This window comes from Flavobacterium ginsengiterrae, assembly GCF_039539785.1.
GTDB classification, from domain to species: Bacteria; Bacteroidota; Bacteroidia; order Flavobacteriales; family Flavobacteriaceae; genus Flavobacterium; species Flavobacterium ginsengiterrae.
Window position 1 is genome coordinate 642,461 of sequence record NZ_BAABDU010000003.1, and the last position, 23,200, is coordinate 665,660.

Below are 23,200 nucleotides of genomic sequence, written 5' to 3' on the forward strand. Positions count from 1 at the left end.
TTGTATATCTAAAAAAATAAAGACATGTTTTCAAAATTAGCATATTCTGTTTTCGAACAAAGTATTAAAGATTATCACCAGTTTGATAATGTTGATCAGCCGATAAACAACCCATATCCAAAAGATAAATTTGAACACCTATTATATCTAAAAAATTGGATTGATACTGTTCAATGGCATTTTGAAGATATCATTCGTGATCCGCAGATTGATCCGGTTGCAGCGTTAACTTTAAAAAGAAGAATCGATGCATCTAATCAGGAGCGTACGGATATGGTTGAATATATTGATAGTTACTTTTTGCAAAAATACAGTGATGTAAAAGCAAAAGACGGAGCAAAAATCAATTCTGAAAGTCCAGCTTGGGCATTTGACAGATTATCTATTTTAGCCTTGAAAATTTATCACATGAATGAAGAAGCTACTCGTGCAGAAGCTACTCAGGAACACAGAGATAAATGTCAGGAAAAATTAAATGTACTTTTAGAACAAAGAACAGACTTATCTACAGCAATCGAAGAATTATTGACAGATATCGAAAATGGAGATAAATTCATGAAAGTGTACAAACAAATGAAAATGTACAACGACGACGAATTGAATCCGGTTTTATATCAAAATAAAAAATAATTTGGCAGAGTTGTCTAACAACAAGATCAAACATATAGCCGTCATGAGACTATCCGCAATGGGAGATGTCGCCATGACGGTTCCTGTTTTACGCGCTTTTGTAAAACAATATCCAACGGTAAAAATTACCGTTATTTCACGTCCGTTTTTTAAACCGTTTTTTGAAGGAATTCCAAATTTGGACTTTTTTGCTTTTGATGAAAAGGAAAGACATAAAGGATTTCCTGGACTTTTAAAGTTGTATTCTGACGTAAAAAAACTCAAAATCGATGCTTTTGCAGATCTTCACAATGTTTTGCGATCTAAAATTGTAAGCTTACTTTTTGCTTTAAGCGGAAAAAAAAGAGCTACTGTCGACAAAGGCCGAGAAGAAAAAAAAGAATTGACGAGAACTGAAAACAAGATTTTTAAACAATTGCCTACTATGTTCGAAAGACACGCAAAAGTGTTTGAAGAACTTGGTTTTCCATTAGATTTATCATCCCGAAGTGTCGGGACGGATTTTCCTGAAAAAGCGGTTTTAAGTTCTGATATTCTGGAAATTATAGGAAATGAAAATAAAAAATTAATTGGAATTGCACCTTTTGCTCAATACGATTCTAAAGTTTATCCTTTGGATTTAATGAAAGAAGTAATTGAGAAATTAGTTCAAAATCCAGCAAATAAAATTTTACTTTTTGGCGGCGGAAAAAAAGAAATAGAAATTCTGGATTCGATTGCAGAATCTTTTGAAAATGTAATTAATATGGCTGGAAAAATTAAATTTCAGCAGGAATTACAACTCATAAGCAATCTCGATGTTATGCTTTCTATGGATTCTGGAAATGCGCATATTGCGGCAATGCTTGGCGTAAAAGTGATTACGCTTTGGGGCTCCACACATCCATACGCAGGATTTTTGCCTTTTAACCAAAGTCTAGAAAACGCGCTGACTGCAGACCGAAACAAATATCCAAAACTCCCAACTTCTGTTTACGGAAATAAAATTGTTGAAGGTTACGAAGATGCCATGAGAACAATTTCACCGGAGAAAATAGTTAATAGTATTCAGTCGAAGTTATAGTAGAAATTCCAATAAAAAAATTCCAAATTCCAACTTTTACAATTGGAATTTGGAATTTTATTTTGAGAATCATAACTATTTAAGATAAATCCAGAAAAAGATATCCTAATGCTTTCTTTTTGTTTTTGTCAACGACAACTTTTACAAAATGATTTTCTTTTTCGGTAGCTAATAAAATGTGTTCAAAATCTTCGGTTGAATTTCTGTAAACTTTATGTACTAAATCAGATTCTTTAATTTTTCTGGATAAAATCTTAGCCGCTTTTAATTCACTTACATAAGGCCAAATATTAAAAAAACCATCAGAGATTGATATTTCTTTCATTCCTCCAATAATTGAAGAATTATATTTTTCAGGAGAAAGTAGTTTAGGAGCTTTTCTTTCTTTTCTAGTTTTAATAATGAAGTAAATACAAACCAAAGAAGTTATTATAAAAAGTAAAATAAAAGTAAGGCGGAGATAATGATGTGTTGCCATGATATTTAATGTTTTTAAAAATGAGTTACAATTAAATGAAGGCTTACAAAATCTATCTGTATGATAAAAAATGTATTAGTCTTGAGTACACTACTAATTTACTAAAATTTCGGGATATTTTTTAAAAATATTCGAATATATTAATGTGTTTTTTTGATATTTTTAAATTGAAATTAAACTTCAAAAGATACAGAACGGCATAAAAAAATCCAAATCCCAATCGTAAAATTGGAATTTGGATTTTATATTTTTGAATTTAATAGATTAAACGTCGTCGTAATCTACATAAATAGTATCAGATGTTGGGTGCGCCTGGCAAGTTAAAATTAAACCTTCGGCAATTTCTCTATCTGTTAAAATAGAATTTTTTGTCATTTCAGCAGTTCCAGCCGTTACACGTCCTAAACAGCTGCTGCAAATTCCGCCCTGACAAGAATAAGGAGCGTCAACACCTTGTTTTAGAGCCGCATCAAGAATGGTTTGTTTTTTAGACATTTCAAAAGTAACTTCATCATCATCAACTAAAACCGTAATTTTAGTATGTCCTTCCTGCGAACCCTGAATTGCATGTTCTTCAGTAGAAGATGTAAAAAGCTCAAATTTAATAGCAGATTCTTTTACGTTTTTTTCTTTCAACACGTTAGAAACCGTATTAATCATATCTTCTGGTCCACAAAGGAAAAATTTGTCAAACTCAAGTTCTTTGTGTTTGTTATTTAAAACAAAGTTTACTGCCGATTTTTCAATTCTTCCAAACAAAGCATTTTCTGCTTTTGCCTGACTGTAAACATAATGCACGAAAAAACGACCTACATATTGTAATTGCAAATCATGTAATTCCTGATGAAAAATAGTTTCTTCTGGAGTTCTGTTTCCGTAAACCAATACAAATGAACTTTTTGGCTCATTTTTTAAAACCGATTTTATAATTGAAAGAACAGGAGTAATACCACTGCCTGCAACAAAAGCGGCATAGTTTTTTTGTCTTTCGGCATCAGGTTCAAAGGTAAATTTTCCTTCTGGATGACCTACTTCCAGAACATCTCCAGCTTTTAATTTTGTGTTGGCAAACTGAGAAAAAAGACCATTTTTTACTGCTTTTACTGCAATTCGTAATTCACCGCTGTCTGGTGCAGAACAAATAGAATAAGCACGTCTAATTTCTTGGTTGTCAAGTGTTAATTTTAAATTTATGTATTGTCCGGCTATAAATTTATAGTCTTGTTTAAGTTCTTCAGGAACATTAAAAAGTACCGAAACAGCATCAGCAGTTTCGCGTTTTACCTCTTTAATTATAAGTTTTAAGAATGAAGGCATGATTTAAATTTTTTGCAAAAGTAGCAAACCATAAGTAATTGACACTTACTAAAATATTTTTTTTAACTTTTTTTGTAACGTTTTCCTACATTTGATCTCTTACTACAAAAAACTAAACCAATTAACCATGATTAAAAAGTTTATTTATCTCGAATGGAAGTCTTTTATACGATCGGCATCGTTTAATAAAAACCTGGCAATGAAAATTTTACTCGGTTTTTTGATGATTTATTTTTCATTGATTTTTATTGCAATGGGCGTTGGGCTGTTTTATGTTCTTAAAGAAATGAAATTAGAACCGTTTATAACTGTAAACAGATTTTTAATTTACTATTTTTTACTTGATTTAGTAATTCGTTTATTGCTCCAGTCTATTCCGGTTTTAAATATTAAACCTTTATTGGTCCTGCCTTTTAAGAAACCAACAATTGTACATTTTTCATTAGGAAAAACAGCTTTGTCATTTTTTAACTGGATGCACGCCTTGTTTTTTGTTCCATTTTCGGTTGTATTAATTTTAAACGGTTATGATGTTATTGGAATTGTTTTTTGGCATTTAGCAGCGATGGCATTTATATATATCAATAATTTTTTAAATATCATTTTAAGCAACATAGACAGATTATTTGCAGTCTTTATAGTTTTAATTCTGGTTTTGGCTGGTGCACAATATTACAGTTTATTTGATGTCACAAAATTTACAACGCCTTTATTTAAAAGTATTTATGATATTGAAGGAATGTTTTTAATTCCGGTTTTAATATTAATTGGTTTGTATATTTTTACGTTTCAATATTTTCAAAAAAACTTATATCTGGATGCCGGACTTTCTGTAAAAGAAGATATTGCTTCAACAGAAAATCTAACCTGGCTTAATCAATTTGGAACAGTAGGAACATTTCTAAAAAACGATATTAAACTCATTAAAAGAAACAAAAGATCTAAAACGACGATTTTTATGAGTGTTGTTTTTTTGTTTTACGGATTTTTATTTTACTCAGGAGGAATAGAAACTTACGACAATCCGGTAATGCATTTATTAGCAGGCATTTTTGTTTCGGGAGGATTTTTATTTGTCTTTGGTCAGTTTGTGCCAAGCTGGGATAGTTCTTATTATCAATTAATGATGACGCAGAATATTCCGTATCGAGGTTACATTATGGCTAAGTGGTGGCTCATTGTTATTGCAACAGTTGTAACTACAATTTTGGCTTCATTTTATTTATATTTCGGATGGCAGATTTACTTAACAATTGTCGTCGCAGCAACCTATAACATAGGAGTCAATTCGCATTTGGTATTGTTAGGAGGTGCTTTTACCAAAACACCAATAGATTTGAGTAATGCCGGCGGTGCTTTTGGAGATAAAAAAGCATTTAACGTAAGTGCAATGTTATTAACGCTTCCAAAAATATTACTGCCTTTAGGTCTGTATGCAATTGGACTTTATTTAAATAATAAAGCGCTTGGACTGGCATTAGTAGCCGGAGCCGGAGTTTTGGGTTTTATTTTTAAAGACAAAGTTTTTTCTTTAATTGAAAAAAGATATAAAATTGAAAAATACAGTACGATAAGTGCTTATAAACAAAAGAGTTAATTATATAATAAGTACAGATTCTTAAATCTAAAATCAACAATCTAAAATTTAAATTGAAATGATACAAGCAAATCAACTTTCAAAAAAATATAATCAGACTACAGTTTTAAATATTAATAATCTTGAAATTCCAAAAGGACAGAGTTTTGGATTAGTAGGAAATAATGGAGCAGGAAAAACAACTTTTTTTAGTTTGCTTTTAGATCTTATTCAGCCTTCAACAGGATATATTAAAAATAATGATATTCAGGTAAATACAAGCGAAAACTGGAAATCTTTTACAGGATCATTTTTAGATGAAAGTTTCCTTATAGGTTATTTAACTCCTGAAGAATATTTCTATTTTATTGGAGATCTTCGCAACCAAAACAAAGCCGACATTGATGCGCTTTTGGCAAAACACGAAGAATTTTTTAACGGCGAAATTTTAAATAACAAAAAATACCTTCGCGATCTTTCAAAAGGAAACCAAAAAAAAGTGGGTATAATTGCCACTTTAATTGGTAATCCCCAAGTGGTGATCTTAGATGAGCCTTTCGCTAATCTGGACCCTACAACAGTAAGCCGATTAAAGAAAATCATTAAAGAATTAGCTGAAGATCCAAATGTTACAGTTCTGGTGTCAAGTCACGATTTACAACACACAGTTGAAGTCTGTGATCGAATTGTAGCGCTTAACAAAGGCGAAATTGTAAAAGACATTCAAACTTCAGAAGAAACCTTACAAGAACTCGAATCGTTTTTTGCCGTTTAAGTTTCTATATTTCAAAAAGAAGCGTATTTTTACCCGTCATTATACTAAAAATGCTTTTTAGTAGTTATTGCTTTAAAATCAGGTCTATTGAAAAAGAATACTCTTAAATATAGTTTTTTTCTCATTTTTTTATTCTTATTGATAGCTTGTTCTACCAAGAATAACACTTTTGTGAACAGAAATTCTCACGCTTTAAGTACAAAATATAATATTTTGTATAATGGCGGTATTGGGCTTGAGAAAGGTTTGCAGTCGATTAGGGCCAATAATCAGGACAATTTCTGGAAAATGCTTCCTATAGAAAAAATGCAGTTTGATGAAAACTTTTCTGAAGGAGAAAAAACAAAAAATCCTGATTTCGAAAAAGCCGAAACAAAAGCTACAAAGGCCATTCAAAAACACTCCATGAATATTGGAGGAAGAGAAAGAAACTACCAAATCGATGAAGCGTATTTAATGCTTGGAAAAGCCAGATATTACGATCAGCGTTTTATTCCGGCTTTAGAAGCTTTCAATTATATTCTTTATAAATACCCAAACAGCAGTAATATTTATACAGCAAAAATCTGGCGCGAGAAAACCAATATGCGTTTAGGAAATGATGCTATTGTTGTAAAAAATATTAATCAGTTATTAAAAAAGACTGATTTAAGCAAACAGACTTTTTCTGATGCAAATGCTTTGCTGGCCGAAGCTTTTTTGAATTTAGAAGAAAGAGACAGTGCTGTTGCCAAACTTAGAATTGCTGAAGAATTTTCGAGAATAAATGAAGATCGTGCCCGATATAAATTTATTCTTGGTCAGATGTATCAAGAGGTTGGAAATAAAGACAGCGCCACATATTATTATGATGGTGTAATTCATATGAACCGCAAAGCCGACAGAAAATACATGATGCATGCTTATGCAAAAAAAGCGCAGATGTATGATTATGAAAACGGAAACGATACTATTTTCTTAAAAACATACAATAAGCTGGTTGCAGATCGTGAAAATCGTCCTTATTATGATGTTCTTTTCTATGAAATGGGTGTTTTTTATGATAAAAAGAAAGACAAAGAAAACGCTTTAACATTCTACAATAAATCTTTGGGCAGAAAATCTAAAGATGCTTATTTAATGGCATCGGCGTATAGAAACATTGGAAACATGTATTTTAAAAATACTGATTATACAATGGCAGCCAAATATTATGACAGTACGTTAACAAAACTAAATCCGAAAACCAGAGAATTTGCTTTTATAGAAAAAAACAGAAAAAATCTCGATAACGTTATTAAATACGAAGCCATTGCCAAACGCAACGATAGTATTATTAAAGTATATGGATTACCTGATTCTGAAAGAAAAATTTACTTTGAAAGTTATATCGCTGAACTGAAAAAGAAAGATGAAGCAAAACGAATTCTTGAAGAAAAGCAAAAAGAAAAGTTAGCAAATATAGAAAGAAACAACAGCGCTTCGAGTGCGCCAACTGCAGTTAATCCAAATTCATTAGGAAAAGCAGTTGAAATGGAAAATGACGGAATCAGACCACCTTCTGGAAATGATCCGGTTAGTGCTTTCTATTTCTATAATCCAACAACAGTTGCTTACGGAAAATTACAGTTTAAAAAAATGTGGGGTAATCGTGCTATTGGAGGAAACTGGAGATTGTCTGCCATAAAATCTGCAAATGATGCCGCAATGTTAAATGATAGTATAAATGAAGCTGCTGCAGCAAATAAATTGAAAGATACTGTCGTTATAGAAAAATATACAACTGCTTTTTACGAAAAACAATTGCCAAAGACGAAGATTGAAATTGACAGTATTGGTAAAGAACGCAATTTCGCCTATTATCAGTTAGGACTTATTTATAAGGAGAAATTTAAGGAATACGCTTTAGCGAGTGATAAACTGGAACAATTGCTTCGCAATAATCCGGAAGAGAAATTGATTTTGCCTTCAATGTATAATTTGTATAAAATTTATCAAATTACAGATCCGGCTAAAGCAGAGAAAATAAAATCAGATATTACGAATAATTATCCGGGTTCAAGATATGCTCAGATTTTAAATAACGTCAATTCAGATGATATACCATCTCCTGATAAAGAATATCAAAAATGGTATAAGCTTTTTCAGGAAGAGAAATTTGATGTGGTGTTAGACAATATTGATAATTTAATTAATCAATATTCTGGAGATGAGATTGTTTCTAAGTTTGAATTACTAAAAGCAAACACGCTTGGAAAAGTAAACGGACTGGAAGCGTATAAAAAAGGATTAGAAAATGTGGCAGATAATTACCCTAACAGCGATGAAGGAAAAAATGCAAGAGAGATTCTTGAAAAACAAGTTCCAACTTTAGAAAAATTAAACTTTACAACAGAAGATAATAAAAATTGGAAAATTTTATATTTAATTTCTAACACTGATACCAAAACGCTTAAGCAGATTGAAGAAGCTATCAGAGTATTTTTGTTAGTCGAAAATTTTGAAAGACTAACAACTTCTTTTGATAAATACAACAGAACGCAAAGTTTTGTCGCTATTCATGGTTTAAAATCCGAAGCTTATGCCAGAGATGTTGCCGGTGTTTTAAAAGACGACCAAAAATATAAAATTGCGCATCCGTTTATAATTATATCAACTGATAATTACAAAGTGGTTCAAATTAAGAAAAACCTCGAAGCCTATCTGACCCCAAAAAACCCATAATATAATGTTTGAAAAAGTAAAAAAAAACGGAACAGAACTTTTAGGAAAAACAAACCGAATTGTTGAAGGAACTTCTATTGTAGGAGACATTGTCTCAAAAGCTGATTTTAGATTAGATGGAGAATTGATTGGAAATTTTACATCGCAGGGAAAACTTGTCATAGGCGCGTCTGGATCTGTAAAAGGAGAAATTATTTGTAATAATGCCGATATTGAGGGAGAATTTCATGGAAAAATTAAAGTACTTGAAATCCTTAATATTAAAGCCACAGCAAAAATTCACGGAGAAGTTTCTGTTGGAAAACTTTCTATTGAGCCCGGAGCAGATTTTACAGCAACTTGTACAATGCTTGCACACTCAAATCAGGTAATAATGTTAGAGGATGGAAAAGGAACCGAATAATAACAGAAGAAACAAATGGCTGGCCCTCATAAATATTCCTTTTCAAATGGGGGTCATAATTTTTATATTTTCTTATTTTGGAACCTGGCTTGATGAAAATCATCCAAGTCCTAAAGTATATTACAATACCATTTTTGTAATGCTTGGTGTTGGCCTCGCCCTGTATAATGTCATTAGACAGGTTAATGACATTAACAAAACAAAGTAATTTTATGGTTTATAGAAGCTTTAGATAAAAGTTGCATCTTTGCAGAAAATTATTTCAAATGCTTTTAAACAACTACAAACCTGTTTTTCACTTATTTTTATTTACCGTAGCCGCATATATCCTGCATAAAACAGCTTTTTATTTTTTTCAAATAAATACAGAAAGCTTTGATTATGCTATAGAACTTCCGTATTTAATTTTTTTCGCAGTTTCAGTTTTATTATACCTTATTGTATTAGTAGTAAAAAAGAAAAATTTCCAAATTGTTGGAATGGTTTTCTTATTCGGAACTTTTACAGAAATGTTATTGGCATATTTAATTCTGCAGCCAATTTTAAAAAGCAGTTCAGAAACGGCAGCTGTTGAAAAAGTCAGTTTTTTTATAACATTTATTTTGTTTTTGTTATTTCAGACGCTTTTAACTGCCCGATTATTAAATGAAAAGCGTTAAAATTGCGATATTGTAAAACAACGTTCAAAAATAATTTTTCATATCCTTTTGAATATTAATAAAAAATGTACCTTTGCACCAAATTTTAGAAACGTAAAAAAATAAGATTTTCCACGATATGGTGATTTCAAACAAACCACTCAGATTTATTCTTGCAGCTTTTGTAGCTTCTCTGCCTATTATGAGTTTTGCAAACTCAGAGATTGACTCAACGCATGTACAAAATGAGACTGCTCATGAAGAGAAAGTAATTTCACATGAAAAGCATGGTGAAGGAGAACATGCAGCTCTTGATCCAAAAGCAAAAGTGGATGCTTTTATTGATCACCACTTACAAGATTCTCATGACTTTGTTTTCTTTTCAGATGAAAAAGAAAATAAACACTACGGTTTTCCATTACCAGTTATCTTAATCGATGGAGGTATAAAAGTTTTCTCTTCTTCAAAATTACACCACGGAGAAGAAGTTGCGGAAGTTGACGGAAACTACTATAAATTAGTTCACGGTAAAATTTACAAAACAGATGCAGCCGGAACAATCAAATTTGATGAGCACGGTCATCCTTCAAACGAAAAACCATTAGATTTTTCAATTACTAAAAATGTTGTTTCAATGCTTTTCGTATCAGTATTATTATTTTTAATGTTTACTGGTTTGGCTAGATCATATAAAAAAGGACCAATCCCAACTGGATTTGGAAGAGTTTTAGAACCATTAGTAATTTTCATTAGAGACGAAATTGCTGTTCCAAATATTGGAGAGAAAAAATACCGTAAATATATGGGTTACCTATTGACTGTATTTTTCTTTGTTTGGTTGTTAAACTTATTAGGAATGACTCCTCTAGGAATCAACGTTACAGGAAATATTGCTATTACAGTTTGTTTAGCAGCATTTACTTTTATTATTACACAATTTAGTGCAAACAAAGATTATTGGGGACACATTTTCTGGATGCCTGGAGTACCGGTTCCAATGAAAATCATCTTAGCTCCAATTGAGGTTTTAGGAACATTAACAAAACCATTCGCATTATTAATCCGTTTGTATGCAAACATTACTGCAGGTCACGTAGTAATTATGAGTTTGATCGCTATGATTTTTGTGGGTAAAAATTTAGCAGCAGATTTGCCAATCTCATTAGGATTAACATTGTTTATCTCAGTTATTGAAGTTTTAGTAGCATTTTTACAAGCATTTATCTTCACAATGTTATCATCATTGTTCATTGGTATGGCTGTTCAGGATCATGATCACGCTCACCACCACGAAGACGAAACAGCAATTATTTAATTTAGAAGTTTAATTTTATATATATAAATACTTATGGGAACAATTCCAACTTTAGTAGGTGCAGGTTTAGTAGTAATCGGTGCAGGTTTAGGTTTAGGTAAAATCGGTGGATCTGCTATGGACGCTATTGCTCGTCAACCAGAAGCTGCTGGTAAAATTCAAACTGCGATGATTATTATCGCGGCTTTATTAGAAGGTTTAGCATTTGCTGCTTTAATCTTAGGAAAATAATAAAGAGAAAAATAACAGCATCTTTAACGGTTGGTTAAAGATGTTGTTACTTTTAAAAAAGAAATTAAATATTTAATATAATTATAAAATGGATAAGTTAATTAACGATTTTTCATTCGGGTTATTCTTCTGGCAGGCTTTAATCTTGGTAATATTAATTTTACTTTTAGTAAAATTTGCTTGGAAACCAATTATGGAATCTATTACTGCAAGAGAAGAAGGTATTAAAAATGCATTGCTTTCTGCTGAAAATGCAAAGAGAGAAATGGAAAATTTACAAGCTGATAATCAAAGAATTTTGAATGAAGCTCGTGCAGAACGTGACGCGATGCTTAAAGAAGCTCGTGAAATGAAAGAGAAAATGATTGCTGATTCTAAAAACGAAGCACAAGAAGCGGGTCAAAAAATGATCGAGCAGGCTAAAGCTGCTATCGAAAGTGAAAAAAATGCTGCTATGGCTGAATTGAAATCTCAGGTTTCAACTTTATCATTAAGCATCGCTGAAAAATTATTGAAAGAAGAATTATCTAACAAAGAATCGCAGACTAAATTAGTTGAGAAAATGTTGGGTGACGTAAAGTTAAACTAAGATTATGGCAAGTACAAGAGCAGCAATTCGTTATGCAAAAGCAATTCTGGACTTAGCAAACTCTAAAGGTGTTGCCGAAGCTGTCAATAACGATATGAAATCAATTGCATCTGCAATTGAAAATAATACAGAACTGAGTACATTTATTCAAAATCCAACAACAACTGTTGAAGTAAAAGAAAGTGCTCTTTTAGAAGTTTTCGCAAATGTAAATGGAGTAACAAAAGGATTGTTTCATTTATTATTTGAAAACAAAAGATTTGAAATTCTAGATGCAATTGCAGTAGAATACAATAAATTATTTGATGAAAGTAATGGGGTTGAAGTAGCAAAAGTTACAACTGCAATTCCTATGGATGCTGCATTAGAAGCTAAAGTTTTAGCTAAAGTTGCAACATTATCAGATAAGAAAATTACAATTGAAAATATCGTAGATCCTTCAATCATTGGCGGATTTATTTTAAGAATAGGTGATAACCAATACAATGCTTCTGTTGCAAACAGATTACAAGTATTAAAAAGAGAGTTAAGTAATTAGTTTTATAACACAAAAAGTGTCTAAATTATAAATTAAGATGGCGGAAATCAAACCTGCTGAAATTTCAGCAATATTAAGAAAGCAAGTAGAAGGTTTTGAATCTGGTGCTACGCTAGAGGAAGTAGGAACAGTACTTCAAGTTGGAGACGGTATTGCTCGTGTTTACGGGCTGTCTAATGTACAATATGGTGAGTTAGTAGAATTTGATAACGGTATGGAAGGTATCGTATTGAATCTAGAAGAGGACAATGTTGGGGTGGTACTTTTAGGACCTTCAACTGGAATTAAAGAAGGATCTACTGCAAAAAGAACTCAGCGTATTGCTTCTCTTAAAGTAGGTGAGCAAATGGTAGGACGTGTAGTTAATACTCTTGGTTTTCCAATTGATGGAAAAGGACCAATTGGCGGAGACTTATACGAGATGCCTTTAGAAAGAAAAGCACCTGGTGTTGTATTTCGTCAGCCGGTAACTGAACCATTACAAACTGGAGTAAAAGCAGTTGATGCTATGATCCCGGTAGGTCGTGGACAGCGTGAGCTTGTAATTGGTGACCGTCAAACAGGTAAATCAACTGTTTGTATCGATACAATCTTAAATCAAAAAGAATTTTACGATGCAGGAAAACCTGTATTCTGTATATATGTTGCAATTGGACAAAAAGCTTCAACTGTAGCAGGAATCGCAAAAATGTTAGAAGAAAAAGGAGCAATGGCTTATACAGTTATCGTTGCTGCTAACGCTTCTGACCCAGCTCCAATGCAGGTTTATGCTCCATTCGCGGGTGCTGCAATTGGTGAGTACTTTAGAGATTCAGGTCGTCCAGCACTTATAGTGTATGATGATTTATCTAAACAAGCTGTTGCTTACCGTGAGGTTTCTCTTTTATTAAGAAGACCACCGGGACGTGAGGCTTACCCTGGAGACGTTTTCTACTTACACTCTCGTTTATTAGAGCGTGCTTGTAAAGTAATCGCTGACGATGGTATCGCTAAAAACATGAACGATTTACCAGAATCTATTAAGCCAATCGTAAAAGGTGGTGGTTCGTTAACTGCATTACCAATTATCGAAACTCAGGCTGGTGACGTTTCTGCATATATCCCAACAAACGTAATCTCGATTACAGATGGTCAGATTTTCCTTGATGGAGATTTGTTCAACTCTGGGGTTCGTCCTGCAATTAACGTAGGTATCTCTGTATCTCGTGTTGGGGGTAATGCTCAAATTAAATCAATGAAAAAAGTTTCTGGAACTTTAAAATTAGATCAGGCTCAATTCCGTGAATTAGAAGCTTTCGCTAAATTTGGTTCTGACTTAGATTCTGTTACATTAAACGTAATTGAAAAAGGAAAAAGAAACGTTGAAATCTTGAAACAAGGTTTAAATGATCCTTATACAGTTGAAAATCAAGTAGCGATTATCTACGCTGGTTCTAAAAACTTATTAAGAAACGTACCTGTTGAAAAAGTAAAAGAATTTGAAGCTGATTTCTTAGCTTACTTAAACAGTAAACACAAAGATACACTTAACGCTTTGAAAGCTGGTAAATTAGATGACGCTATTACTGACGTTATCGAAAAAGCAGCAAAAGAAATTTCAGCAAAATATAACTAATTAGATAATTGGTAAATTAGATAATTAGAAAATGCGAAGTCATTATTCTAATTATCTAATTTTCAAATTGTCACATTTTCTAATTAATAGATGGCAAATTTAAAGGAAATCCGTAATAGAATTACTTCCGTTTCATCGACGATGCAGATTACATCGGCTATGAAAATGGTTTCTGCTGCAAAGCTTAAGAAAGCACAAGATGCAATCACTGCGATGCGCCCTTATGCCGAGAAATTAACGGAGTTGCTGCAAAATCTTTCTGCTACACTTGAAGGTGAAGTTGGAGGAGCTTACACAACACAACGTGAAGTAAAAAAAGTATTGCTTGTTGCTATAACTTCAAACAGAGGTTTATGTGGTGCATTCAATTCAAATGTTATTAAAGAGATTAAAAATCGTACAGATTTTTATGCAGGAAAACAAGTTGACGTTTTTGCTATTGGTAAAAAAGGAAACGATGCTTTAAGCAAAACTCATAAAGTTCACGGTCACCATAATGCAATTTTTGATCATTTAACTTTTGAGAATGTTGCCGGAATTGCAGATAATTTGACTGAAAAATTCTTATCTGGAGAATATGACAAAATCGAATTAATCTACAATCAATTTAAAAATGCTGCTACGCAGATTGTTCAAACTGAGCAGTTTTTACCGTTAGCACCAATTAAATCTGATGCATTAGTATCTGCTGGAGATTATATTTTTGAACCTTCAAAAGAAGAAATTGTTTTGACTTTAATTCCTAAGTCTTTAAAAACACAATTATATAAAGGTATTCGTGATTCATTTGCTTCTGAGCATGGAGCGCGTATGACAGCAATGCACAAAGCAACTGATAACGCAACTGAATTAAGAAACCAATTAAAATTAACTTACAACAAAGCACGTCAGGCTGCTATTACAAACGAGATCTTAGAGATCGTAGGTGGAGCAGAAGCTTTGAATGGATAATTAATTCATTGATACATAAAAAAAATAGCCGGTAAAAATTTTTACCGGCTATTTTTTTTGGAAGTTTTTTCTTTTTTAAGAATATCTATAAACAAGAAAGTTTATAAAATGGTGATTCTCAATTTACCCAAAATTGAGAATCAATACCATTTTATAAAATTATTGACACAGATTTTATCACTCTGTTGCTTTGTCTTTCATGGGAACAAACTAGCTTTATCAATCCCAATGCTCTGTTTTTTTGAGGGTTACATTTCAGCAGAATCAATCCCTGTGCTTTGTCTTTTGTGGGAACAAACTAGCTTTATTAGTCCCAATGCTTAGTTTTTTTGTAAGGGTTACATTTTAGCTAACTTCAATCCCTTTATGCTTTGTCTTTTATGGGAACAAACAAGCTTTATTAGTCCCAGTGCTTCCTTTTTTATAAGGGTTGTATTTAGCTTTCTCAATCCCTGTGAAGCAAATTTAAGAAAACACTGTCTAAAAAAAGTTATATAATTTTTGCCTCGGATTTATATATTTCACATGTGTAATGAAAAAATGGGTTGAAAAGTTAAAAACCTAATAAATCTTGCCTAAAACAATAAAATTATTATAAATGTAATGATTGAATTCTTTTGAAATCGATATTACCACTTGTATTATAAAACCAAAGTATTCTTTCAAATATTTTAATAGACTTATTACATTAACTAATTTTTCTGAATTTATTATTCACATTTTAATAAATAATTTTTAATTAAAAGACTAAGCGTAAATATTTCTTAAAATCTTTTAGCAATAATCCTTTTTATTTTTAATATTATTTTTTTATTATTTATAAAAATTGAAAGAAAATATTTGTTTTTTTATTCTCTAAAATTAATATTTAATATAAAAAATACTACATTTGCTCTTTGTGTTCTTGCTTTTTCCATTAAACAAGATTCAGCACAAAATTTTAGAAAAAATGATTTAAGATTATGGCAAAAGAAGATTTTAACTGGAAAAGCCTTTTTATAAATGATGAGGGAAATAATAAGTCTGAAAAAGAGGTAATTAAGAATGTGCAGGATTCATTTCCTGTAGACACTGACAATAGGTTTCCTGAAACTACATATTCAACATCTGAAGAAAATAAATCAAATCATTTTTTGAAAGAGGTAATCGAGGTTTATGATAAAGGTTTTGAATCATTGAACCTTGAAGGTTTTGATTTTTTTGAATTATATAAATCTGTTGTAGCAGTAGGAATTACAAATCCGCAAAGTTATCAGATGGCTTTTACAATGGGAAAAACCATACAGCCAAATTTAGATAAAGATTTTCTTTTACAGAAAGCTAGCTTTTATGTAACTGAAATAGAAAAAGTCTACGCAAAATACGATGCTGCGGGGAAAGCTAAAAAATCAGAATTGGATAATAATATTACAAAAGAGAAATATAATTTATCCAAAAAGATTTCTGAATTAGAAACTAATATCAATGTATTACAGAAAGAATTAGAATCTAAAAAAACCGAGCTTCAAAAAATTGATCCCGTAAATATGGAACAGCTTTCTGAAATACAATTGAAAATGGAAGCAAACGATTTAGCAAAACAAAGAATATTAAACTCAATAAATACTGTCATAACAGGAATTAATCAATATTTATAATGGATAATAAATTCGAACAAGAAAAAAACACTCTTTTATCATTACCAATTTTAAAACATTTTGATGAATCAAAGGGAGAAATTGCTTTGAAATCTGATGTATTAAAGAAAGGTGAAAAATCTTTATTTCTTGCTCTGGCAATTGGTTTATTAGGAATTGGCGGTTATTTAGTTTGGACTTATATAATTCCGCCATTATTTACGATGCTTGGTCAGGCAATAGCTTTGTCTGCCACGGGAGTTTTTTTAGTGTTTTTAATCATGATGTATCCTGTTATTATGAAAGGATTGCGTTTTGCAACAAGAAACATTCATAAAGCATTGATACAAAGCGATCCGTTTAATGAACTGGAAGAGCAAAAGCAAAAGATGATTAAAAACCGCGAAGTTTTTAAAAACACAAAAGCAAAACTGAAAGGCTTGAAAAATGAAATGGAAGTTGAGGCCAATAAATCTGAAAAAGAAGCAAAGTCATTTCAAGAAGAAGTTTTAAGCTTACAGCGTCAGTCTGAAAGGCTTAAATCTTCTATGGATGAAATGGTAAAAGTAAACGGTGTTGCAGCGAAAGATACAGATGAATATGTGGCTTTGCAAAGTGAGCTGGCTAGAAAATTAAGTGACTCACAAAGAATTTCAACCCAATACGAACAAAGTAAAAGCTTCATCCAAAAATATGGTGTTCGTGCGAATGTATTAGGAAAAATGGATCGAAAACTAACATTAGCAGGAACTGCAATTGATATAAAAATTGCCGATTTTGATGCCACTGTTACCATGCTTCAAAAAGAATATGAGTTTGCTAGAAATGCCAAAGAAGCAACAGAAAGTGCCAAAAGTGCTATGATGTTTACAAAAGACTGGGAACTAGAATATGCGCTTGAAGTAGTAACATCAACAATTGCTCAGGATATTGCCAAAACTTCAGAAAATCTGATAGACATTGATGCATTAACGTCTAAATATTCTGTAGATAATGATGAATTATATTCAAGATTAGATTCGCTGGCTGACGAAATTAAAACAGGAGACAATACAATACCAGATTCAACAAAATATTCAAGTCAAAATTATAAAATGACTAAAGAAGACAAACTCTCAAGTGGTGGATTTGGGGATATTTTTTAACACATTAATTTAATTTTAAAACTAAAATGGGAAAAATTTTAAGAACAGCAAAATTAACAACACTCTCAGAACTGATAATTGTAGTGGGTGTAATTGGTGTCATTTTGGGAGGAATCTATTATTTATCTCCAGGAATTAAAACAGCTGTTTCAAAACAATTATCAGGAATTGATCTTAATTCGACAGATGTAAATAATGTTACAAATGCTCAAAAAATAGCACTTCCGTCTACAGAATTATCAACAGAAGTTTCAAATAAACCTTTAGTAAGAATTGCTGCTTATGCATGGAATGCACAATCGGGAATTATTGTTTCTAATGGAGGACCAAAAACCACTAAAGGTTCGTTGATGGAAAAAAATGGAGTTAATCTTGAGATTGTTCGTCAAGACTGGCTTTCGGAACTTCGTAATATGCAAATGAAATTTATTGAAGAATTTGATAAAGGTGAAGCTTTTCCAAATTCAGACAAAAGCGCTTTTGCTGTTATTATTATGGGAGATGGAGCGCCTTTTTATATTAGCTCAGTTCAAAAATCTTTAAACGAGAAATACGGAAAAGATAAATACCATTTGCAAGTTATGGGGGCTGTTGGTATGAGTTATGGAGAAGATAAATTAATTGGTCCTCCAAACTGGAAATCGGATCCAAAATCTATGAAAGGTTCTGTTATATCTGCAGTTTTGGGTGATGGTGACTGGGTTACAACAGTTAACTATTGTTTTGCAAACGGATTGAAAGTAAATCCGGATCCGACGACATACGATGCAGAAGCTGTTAATATTTATCCGTCAGAAAATGATGACTATATTAAATCTGCAGAAGAGTTGATTAAATCGCAAACCACAGGATGGACGGTAACGCTTAAAGAAGTTGTCAACGGAAAGCTGACAGGAAAAAATGTAAATAGAAAAATCGATGGATGTGCAACTTGGACTCCAGGTGATAAAACAGTTTTTGACAGATTATCTGGTTTTGTTGATATTGCTTCAACAAAAGAATTTAATAATCAAATGCCAACCACTATTATTGGAGTTAAAGAATGGGCAGAAAAAAATCCGGAAATTGTTTCTAACATTTTAAAATCTTCACTTACAGCTTCTAATCAAATGAAAAATTATGAAGACTGGAAAGTAAGAGCCTCGCAGGCAGTTGCTGATACCTATAAATTAGAAACTCCAGAATATTGGTACAAAATGTTTAAAGGACAGCAAGGAACTAAAAATGGATTGACCTACAATATGGGAGGTTCAAAAGTTTTTAATTATGCCGATGCTATGCAATACTACGGATTGACAGATGGAGTTAATAGATATAAATCTGTTTATAATCAAGTTTCTGGATATTTAACAGAACTAAACCCTTTTGGATTTAATGAAAATGTGGGTGCAGTTGTTCCTTATGATCAAGCGGTAAACTTATTTTTCTTAAAGAATATTAACGATATAGAGTCTACTTCTGCAGACAAAGCAGATTATAGTTCTCAAGCAACAGAAGTATTAGCTTCAGGAGAATGGAAGATTAATTTTAATACAGGAAGTGCTGAAATTTCTAACACATCGAGTAGAGAAGTTGAAAAGATTTATAATCTTTTAGTTCAGGCAGAAAACACAAAAGTTACTGTAGTTGGTCATACCGATAATATAGGAAATCCAGATTCTAATTTAGCTTTATCAAAAAGCAGAGCAGAAGCGGTTGTAAACTATTTAAAACAAAAAGGTATTCCTGCAAACCGTTTTCAGCTTGTAGATGGAAAAGGACAGAATGACCCAATTGGAGATAATAATACTCCAGCTGGAAAAGCACTAAACAGACGTGTGGTAATTACTTTCTTAAAATAATAATTTTAAAAAAGGCGGTCTCAGTAGACCGCCTTTATATTAATATGATAAAAATTTTAACGCCCTTTGAAAAAATATCAAAACTAAACAAAACACTCATTTTAACAGGGTGGTTGGTTCTTTTGATAATTATTTGGTTTGTAGGAACATCTGGTGAAAAACATTTGTTTCCGTCTCCAAGTCAAGTTTTAACAGGATTTAATGAATTGTATAATGAAGGTTTGGTCGTTCATGTTTTCAATTCTTTAAAATTGTGTTTTATCTCGATTTTTCTTGCAACAATAATCTCATTAGTATTAGCGTATTCATGGCCGATTCCATTATTAAAATCGGTTTCAGAATTCGTTACTAAATTTAGGTTTCTTCCTTTTACCGGACTTTCATTTTATATCACAATGGTCATTCACGAAGCCAGAATGATGCAGGTTTGGATTTTAGTTATTTTCTTGACTACCTTTTTAACGACTTCATTAATTGCAGTAATTAAAGATATTCCGCAGGAAGAATTTGATCATGCCAAAATGTTAAAATGCACAAGGTTAGAAGTGCTTTGGCAAGTTATTATTCTGGGCAGACTAGATTATGTAATTGATGTAATCAGGCAAAATCTTGCTATAACCTGGATGATGCTGGTTACTGTAGAATCTATTGTGGTCGCCTCTGGCGGTTTAGGATTTCTAATAAAAAATTCGGATAAATTCATGAATACCGGACGAATTATAGCACTACAAATTATCATTTTATTGATAGGACTAGGATTAGATTCTGGAATCAATTTTTTAAGAAAAGCCATATTTAGATATTCAAAAATATAAGCATGAAATACGAATTTAAAGAAACACTTTTATATGTTGAAAATCTGAGTGTTGCCTACGATGATACCGTTATTATAAAAGATATAAATCTGATCGAAAAAGATGTTGTTCGCGAAAATGTAGATTGTACAGGACAGGTTGTTGCTTTTTTAGGAAGATCAGGAAGAGGAAAATCCACTTTTTTTAAAGCACTTACAGGTTTGATTCCGTCAACAGCGGGAAAAATTTTGATTAGAGATTTTGAAAACAAAGAACCTAATGCTGCAAAACCAGTAAAAGAAGGAGACATTGGTTTAGTAGATCAGAAGTATACCTTGTTTAGACACAAAACGGTTACCGAGGCATTAAAATTTTCTTTGAGAAAAACAACGCTTGCGGCGTCTGAAAAAGATTCTAAAATAAAACAATATTTAAAAGAATGGGGATTAGAAAATTGTGCACACAAATATCCTAACGAACTTTCTGGAGGACAAAGACAAAGAACTGCCATTATCGAACAGTTATTTTCATCAGATCAATTTATTGTTTTAGACGAACCATTTTCGGGATTAGATGTTGGAAATATCCAGGAAGTAAAAAAAGCATTTGATTTATTAGGACAATCATCCGAAGTAAATACCGTAATATTTTCTACGCATGATATAGACTTAGCTATAGAATTGGCACAAACCATTTACATAATTGGGTATCCAACAATTGATGGGAAATTACAGAATTACGGAACGATTGTCGCTAAATACGATCTAAGAGAAATGGGCTTGGCATGGAGAGATTATTGTGAAGATCATTTAAAATTGTCAAAAGAAATTATTCATCAAATGATGATTTCGTAAACGGATTGTTTATCAAAAAATAAGAGCCAATGTCTATTATAGAAGAATCTTTCTTATCTCTAAAAAAATATTTGCAGTTAAATACCAATGAAGCCGTTTTTACGGCTTCATTTATTAATGATCTTTATAAAGAAACGAATCGGGTTCTGGAAATATGTAAAGTGCTAAATCAAGATGCAGATTTTGTTGATAAAATAAACATGCAGGTTTCTACTACTTCTTCGGGATTATGGCTTAAGGCGGAACATTTTTTTCTCTCAGATATCATTAAAATATTTGATAATGAGGCTGAAAGAAAAACCGAAAAAGCACAATTTGTTTTAGCCTATTATTACGATGCGCTCCGTAATAACCACTTTGCAGATGCAAATTCGGTAAATGGATTAAATCAATTGGTTTTTACAAATGAATTTAAAAGTCATTTATTAAAAATTAAAAAAGAGAACAAAGTATCTTATATAAACGAACAGCCGAATCAGTATTTATTGCCTGAAATTTTAGCAGAAAACAAGAACAGTAAACTTCAGGAAATTTTACAGTTTTATCAAAATTTCTTTCTTTTTGCTTTTGATCGAAAATTAGAAAGTTCAAATGTTTTGGCTGCTTCTTTAAATCAAAAAGATATTCCTCGAAGTGAAAAAACGGAAGATATTCCAGAAGAAGATTCGTTAGAAAAAGTCTTAGAAGAACTAAATCTTTTAATAGGTTTGAAAGAAGTAAAGCAAGATGTTGCCGAGCTGATAAACTTATTAAAAATACAAAAGAAAAGATCGGAGCAAGGTCTAAAAAATGTCGACATAACATTGCATACCGTTTTTCTAGGACCTCCGGGAACGGGAAAAACTTCTGTTGCAAGATTGTTAAGCCGAATCTTTAAGCATTTAGGATTTTTATCAAAAGGGCAAATGTTTGAAACAGATAGAGAAGGTTTGGTTGCTGGTTATGTTGGACAAACCGCGGCAAAAGTTGATAACGCGGTAAAATTAAGTCTTGGCGGTGTTTTATTTATTGATGAAGCCTATGCATTGACACAAAATCTTACAGGAAATGATTACGGAACAGAAGCCGTAAATACTTTAATAAAAAGAATGGAAGATCATCGTAATGATTTGGCTGTTATTGTGGCGGGATATACAGAGCCGATGCAGCTTTTTATTGAATCGAATCCAGGTTTGAAATCCCGATTTAATAGGTATTTCCATTTTCAACATTTTACACCAGCCGAATTATTTCAAGTTTTCGAATCGTTTTGTAAAAAATCTGATTTTATAGTTTCTGTAGAAGCCAAAGAAAAATTGACAGATACTTTTGAGTTGTTGTATTCTGAAAAAGATGAAACCTTTGGAAATGCAAGAGTAGTGAGAAATCTATTTGAAAAATGTGTTCAAAATCAAGCGAATAGAATTGTGAAATTGAAGAAAATCAATCAGAAAACATTGAAAATATTTTTGGAAGAAGACATTCCTGAACCCAAAGAAACACAGAAAAGAATAGCTTTTAACATCTCTAATGATGCTTGATTTAGAAGTAAAAATCTAAAAAAGAGATTAAAAACAGATCAAATTTAATATTTTAAATTCGATCTGTTTTTTTTTAAGTAATTTTGAATCCTATTTTAGGATGATGGAATTACGAGAACTTACCACAATACAAGAAATGCTGGATCAAATAGAAACGATTAGATTTCTATACCCTAATATAACGATAGAAAAATACGAATCGTATCTTTCGGAAATGATTCCTCATAATTACACCCAAATTGCAGTTTTCGAAAATGAAGTTTGTCTGGGAATTACCGGATGCTGGTCTGCTACAAAATTATGGACAGGAAAATACCTCGAAATAGATAATTTTGTTGTAAATCCGGAACATCGCTCAAAAGGAATTGGAAAAATGCTTACTGATTTTGTAGAACAAAAAGCTAATGATTTAGGTTGCAGCAGTATTGTTCTAGATGCTTTTACAGGAAATTTTGGAGCACATCGATTTTATTACAATCAAGGATATGCACCAAAAGGTTTTCATTTTGTAAAAGTTTTAGATGAAAAAAAATTAACGCAATAAAAATTGAACTAACTTTTTTATTGAATCTTTAAAAACATCAATAAAACCAAAGAATTGGTTATTT

General features: G+C 31.8%; 23 protein-coding genes. 21 read left to right on the plus strand and 2 right to left on the minus strand.

Going from position 1 to position 23,200, the window contains the following annotated elements; translation table 11 throughout:
- The first annotated feature begins 24 nt into the window (after nucleotides 1-24).
- Together ABD859_RS05625 and ABD859_RS05630 are read left to right on the plus strand one after the other, a co-directional pair.
- The gene (locus tag ABD859_RS05625; protein ID WP_281231269.1) at nucleotides 25-630 is read left to right on the plus strand and encodes a DUF4254 domain-containing protein; all 606 of its coding nucleotides are present in this window, start codon (nucleotides 25-27) and stop codon (nucleotides 628-630) included.
- Nucleotides 631-673: 43 nt separating this feature from the next.
- Complete coding sequence (locus ABD859_RS05630; RefSeq protein WP_345141444.1) at nucleotides 674-1,693, plus strand: glycosyltransferase family 9 protein; 1,020 nt, start codon at nucleotides 674-676, stop codon at nucleotides 1,691-1,693.
- Nucleotides 1,694-1,772: 79 nt separating this feature from the next.
- Here the strand turns inward: ABD859_RS05630 and ABD859_RS05635 are convergent, their stop codons facing one another.
- Together ABD859_RS05635 and ABD859_RS05640 are read right to left on the minus strand one after the other, a co-directional pair.
- Nucleotides 1,773-2,171, minus strand: a complete 399-nt coding sequence (locus ABD859_RS05635) for a hypothetical protein (protein WP_345141446.1) — start codon at nucleotides 2,169-2,171, stop codon at nucleotides 1,773-1,775.
- A 264-nt stretch (nucleotides 2,172-2,435) separates the two neighbouring features.
- Nucleotides 2,436-3,488 carry a 2Fe-2S iron-sulfur cluster-binding protein gene (locus ABD859_RS05640; RefSeq protein WP_345141448.1) on the minus strand — a complete coding sequence of 351 codons (1,053 nt, stop codon included), beginning with the start codon at nucleotides 3,486-3,488 and terminating at the stop codon, nucleotides 2,436-2,438.
- A gap of 127 nt (nucleotides 3,489-3,615) precedes the next feature.
- On the opposite strand from ABD859_RS05640, the gene ABD859_RS05645 reads away from it, so the two are divergent.
- From ABD859_RS05645 to ABD859_RS05735, 19 genes are all read left to right on the plus strand, one after another.
- On the plus strand, nucleotides 3,616-5,085 hold the full coding sequence (locus ABD859_RS05645) for a DUF5687 family protein (protein ID WP_345141450.1): 1,470 nt from the start codon (nucleotides 3,616-3,618) through the stop codon (nucleotides 5,083-5,085).
- Nucleotides 5,086-5,143: 58 nt separating this feature from the next.
- On the plus strand, nucleotides 5,144-5,839 hold the full coding sequence (locus tag ABD859_RS05650; protein ID WP_345141452.1) for an ABC transporter ATP-binding protein: 696 nt from the start codon (nucleotides 5,144-5,146) through the stop codon (nucleotides 5,837-5,839).
- An 87-nt stretch (nucleotides 5,840-5,926) separates the two neighbouring features.
- Entirely contained in the window at nucleotides 5,927-8,542 is a 2,616-nt protein-coding gene (gene porW / locus ABD859_RS05655; RefSeq protein ID WP_345141455.1) for a type IX secretion system periplasmic lipoprotein PorW/SprE, read from the plus strand.
- A 4-nt stretch (nucleotides 8,543-8,546) separates the two neighbouring features.
- Entirely contained in the window at nucleotides 8,547-8,945 is a 399-nt protein-coding gene (locus tag ABD859_RS05660; protein ID WP_345141457.1) for a bactofilin family protein, read from the plus strand.
- The gene (locus ABD859_RS05665; protein ID WP_071635780.1) at nucleotides 8,926-9,153 is read left to right on the plus strand and encodes an AtpZ/AtpI family protein; all 228 of its coding nucleotides are present in this window, start codon (nucleotides 8,926-8,928) and stop codon (nucleotides 9,151-9,153) included. Before ABD859_RS05660 ends, ABD859_RS05665 begins: the two co-directional genes overlap by 20 nt.
- Nucleotides 9,154-9,211: 58 nt before the next feature.
- Nucleotides 9,212-9,604 carry a hypothetical protein gene (locus ABD859_RS05670; protein ID WP_345141460.1) on the plus strand — a complete coding sequence of 131 codons (393 nt, stop codon included), beginning with the start codon at nucleotides 9,212-9,214 and terminating at the stop codon, nucleotides 9,602-9,604.
- A gap of 118 nt (nucleotides 9,605-9,722) precedes the next feature.
- A complete protein-coding gene (gene atpB / locus ABD859_RS05675; protein ID WP_345141462.1) occupies nucleotides 9,723-10,898 on the plus strand; it encodes a F0F1 ATP synthase subunit A in 1,176 nt (391 codons plus the stop codon).
- Nucleotides 10,899-10,931: 33 nt separating this feature from the next.
- Nucleotides 10,932-11,129 carry an ATP synthase F0 subunit C gene (gene atpE, locus ABD859_RS05680; RefSeq protein WP_008465835.1) on the plus strand — a complete coding sequence of 66 codons (198 nt, stop codon included), beginning with the start codon at nucleotides 10,932-10,934 and terminating at the stop codon, nucleotides 11,127-11,129.
- An 88-nt stretch (nucleotides 11,130-11,217) separates the two neighbouring features.
- The gene (locus tag ABD859_RS05685; protein ID WP_012023142.1) at nucleotides 11,218-11,718 is read left to right on the plus strand and encodes a F0F1 ATP synthase subunit B; all 501 of its coding nucleotides are present in this window, start codon (nucleotides 11,218-11,220) and stop codon (nucleotides 11,716-11,718) included.
- Between the two features lie 4 nt (nucleotides 11,719-11,722).
- The gene (atpH, locus tag ABD859_RS05690) at nucleotides 11,723-12,256 is read left to right on the plus strand and encodes an ATP synthase F1 subunit delta (RefSeq protein ID WP_345141465.1); all 534 of its coding nucleotides are present in this window, start codon (nucleotides 11,723-11,725) and stop codon (nucleotides 12,254-12,256) included.
- A 37-nt stretch (nucleotides 12,257-12,293) separates the two neighbouring features.
- On the plus strand, nucleotides 12,294-13,871 hold the full coding sequence (gene atpA / locus ABD859_RS05695) for a F0F1 ATP synthase subunit alpha (RefSeq protein WP_345141466.1): 1,578 nt from the start codon (nucleotides 12,294-12,296) through the stop codon (nucleotides 13,869-13,871).
- Nucleotides 13,872-13,961: 90 nt separating this feature from the next.
- Nucleotides 13,962-14,822 carry an ATP synthase F1 subunit gamma gene (gene atpG / locus ABD859_RS05700; protein WP_345141469.1) on the plus strand — a complete coding sequence of 287 codons (861 nt, stop codon included), beginning with the start codon at nucleotides 13,962-13,964 and terminating at the stop codon, nucleotides 14,820-14,822.
- Nucleotides 14,823-15,784: 962 nt separating this feature from the next.
- The gene (locus tag ABD859_RS05705) at nucleotides 15,785-16,459 is read left to right on the plus strand and encodes a hypothetical protein (protein ID WP_345141471.1); all 675 of its coding nucleotides are present in this window, start codon (nucleotides 15,785-15,787) and stop codon (nucleotides 16,457-16,459) included.
- Nucleotides 16,459-17,583, plus strand: a complete 1,125-nt coding sequence (locus ABD859_RS05710; protein ID WP_345141474.1) for an MFS transporter — start codon at nucleotides 16,459-16,461, stop codon at nucleotides 17,581-17,583. Before ABD859_RS05705 ends, ABD859_RS05710 begins: the two co-directional genes overlap by 1 nt.
- 26 nt (nucleotides 17,584-17,609) lie before the next feature.
- On the plus strand, nucleotides 17,610-19,424 hold the full coding sequence (locus ABD859_RS05715; protein ID WP_345141477.1) for an OmpA family protein: 1,815 nt from the start codon (nucleotides 17,610-17,612) through the stop codon (nucleotides 19,422-19,424).
- 44 nt (nucleotides 19,425-19,468) lie between these two features.
- A complete protein-coding gene (locus ABD859_RS05720; protein ID WP_345141479.1) occupies nucleotides 19,469-20,239 on the plus strand; it encodes an ABC transporter permease in 771 nt (256 codons plus the stop codon).
- A gap of 2 nt (nucleotides 20,240-20,241) precedes the next feature.
- Complete coding sequence (locus ABD859_RS05725; protein WP_345141481.1) at nucleotides 20,242-21,072, plus strand: ATP-binding cassette domain-containing protein; 831 nt, start codon at nucleotides 20,242-20,244, stop codon at nucleotides 21,070-21,072.
- Between the two features lie 29 nt (nucleotides 21,073-21,101).
- Nucleotides 21,102-22,592 (plus strand): AAA family ATPase, encoded by a 1,491-nt coding sequence (locus tag ABD859_RS05730; protein WP_345141483.1) that lies wholly within the window; start codon nucleotides 21,102-21,104, stop codon nucleotides 22,590-22,592.
- 103 nt (nucleotides 22,593-22,695) lie between these two features.
- The gene (locus tag ABD859_RS05735) at nucleotides 22,696-23,136 is read left to right on the plus strand and encodes a GNAT family N-acetyltransferase (RefSeq protein ID WP_345143868.1); all 441 of its coding nucleotides are present in this window, start codon (nucleotides 22,696-22,698) and stop codon (nucleotides 23,134-23,136) included.
- The last annotated feature ends 64 nt before the right edge of the window (nucleotides 23,137-23,200 follow it).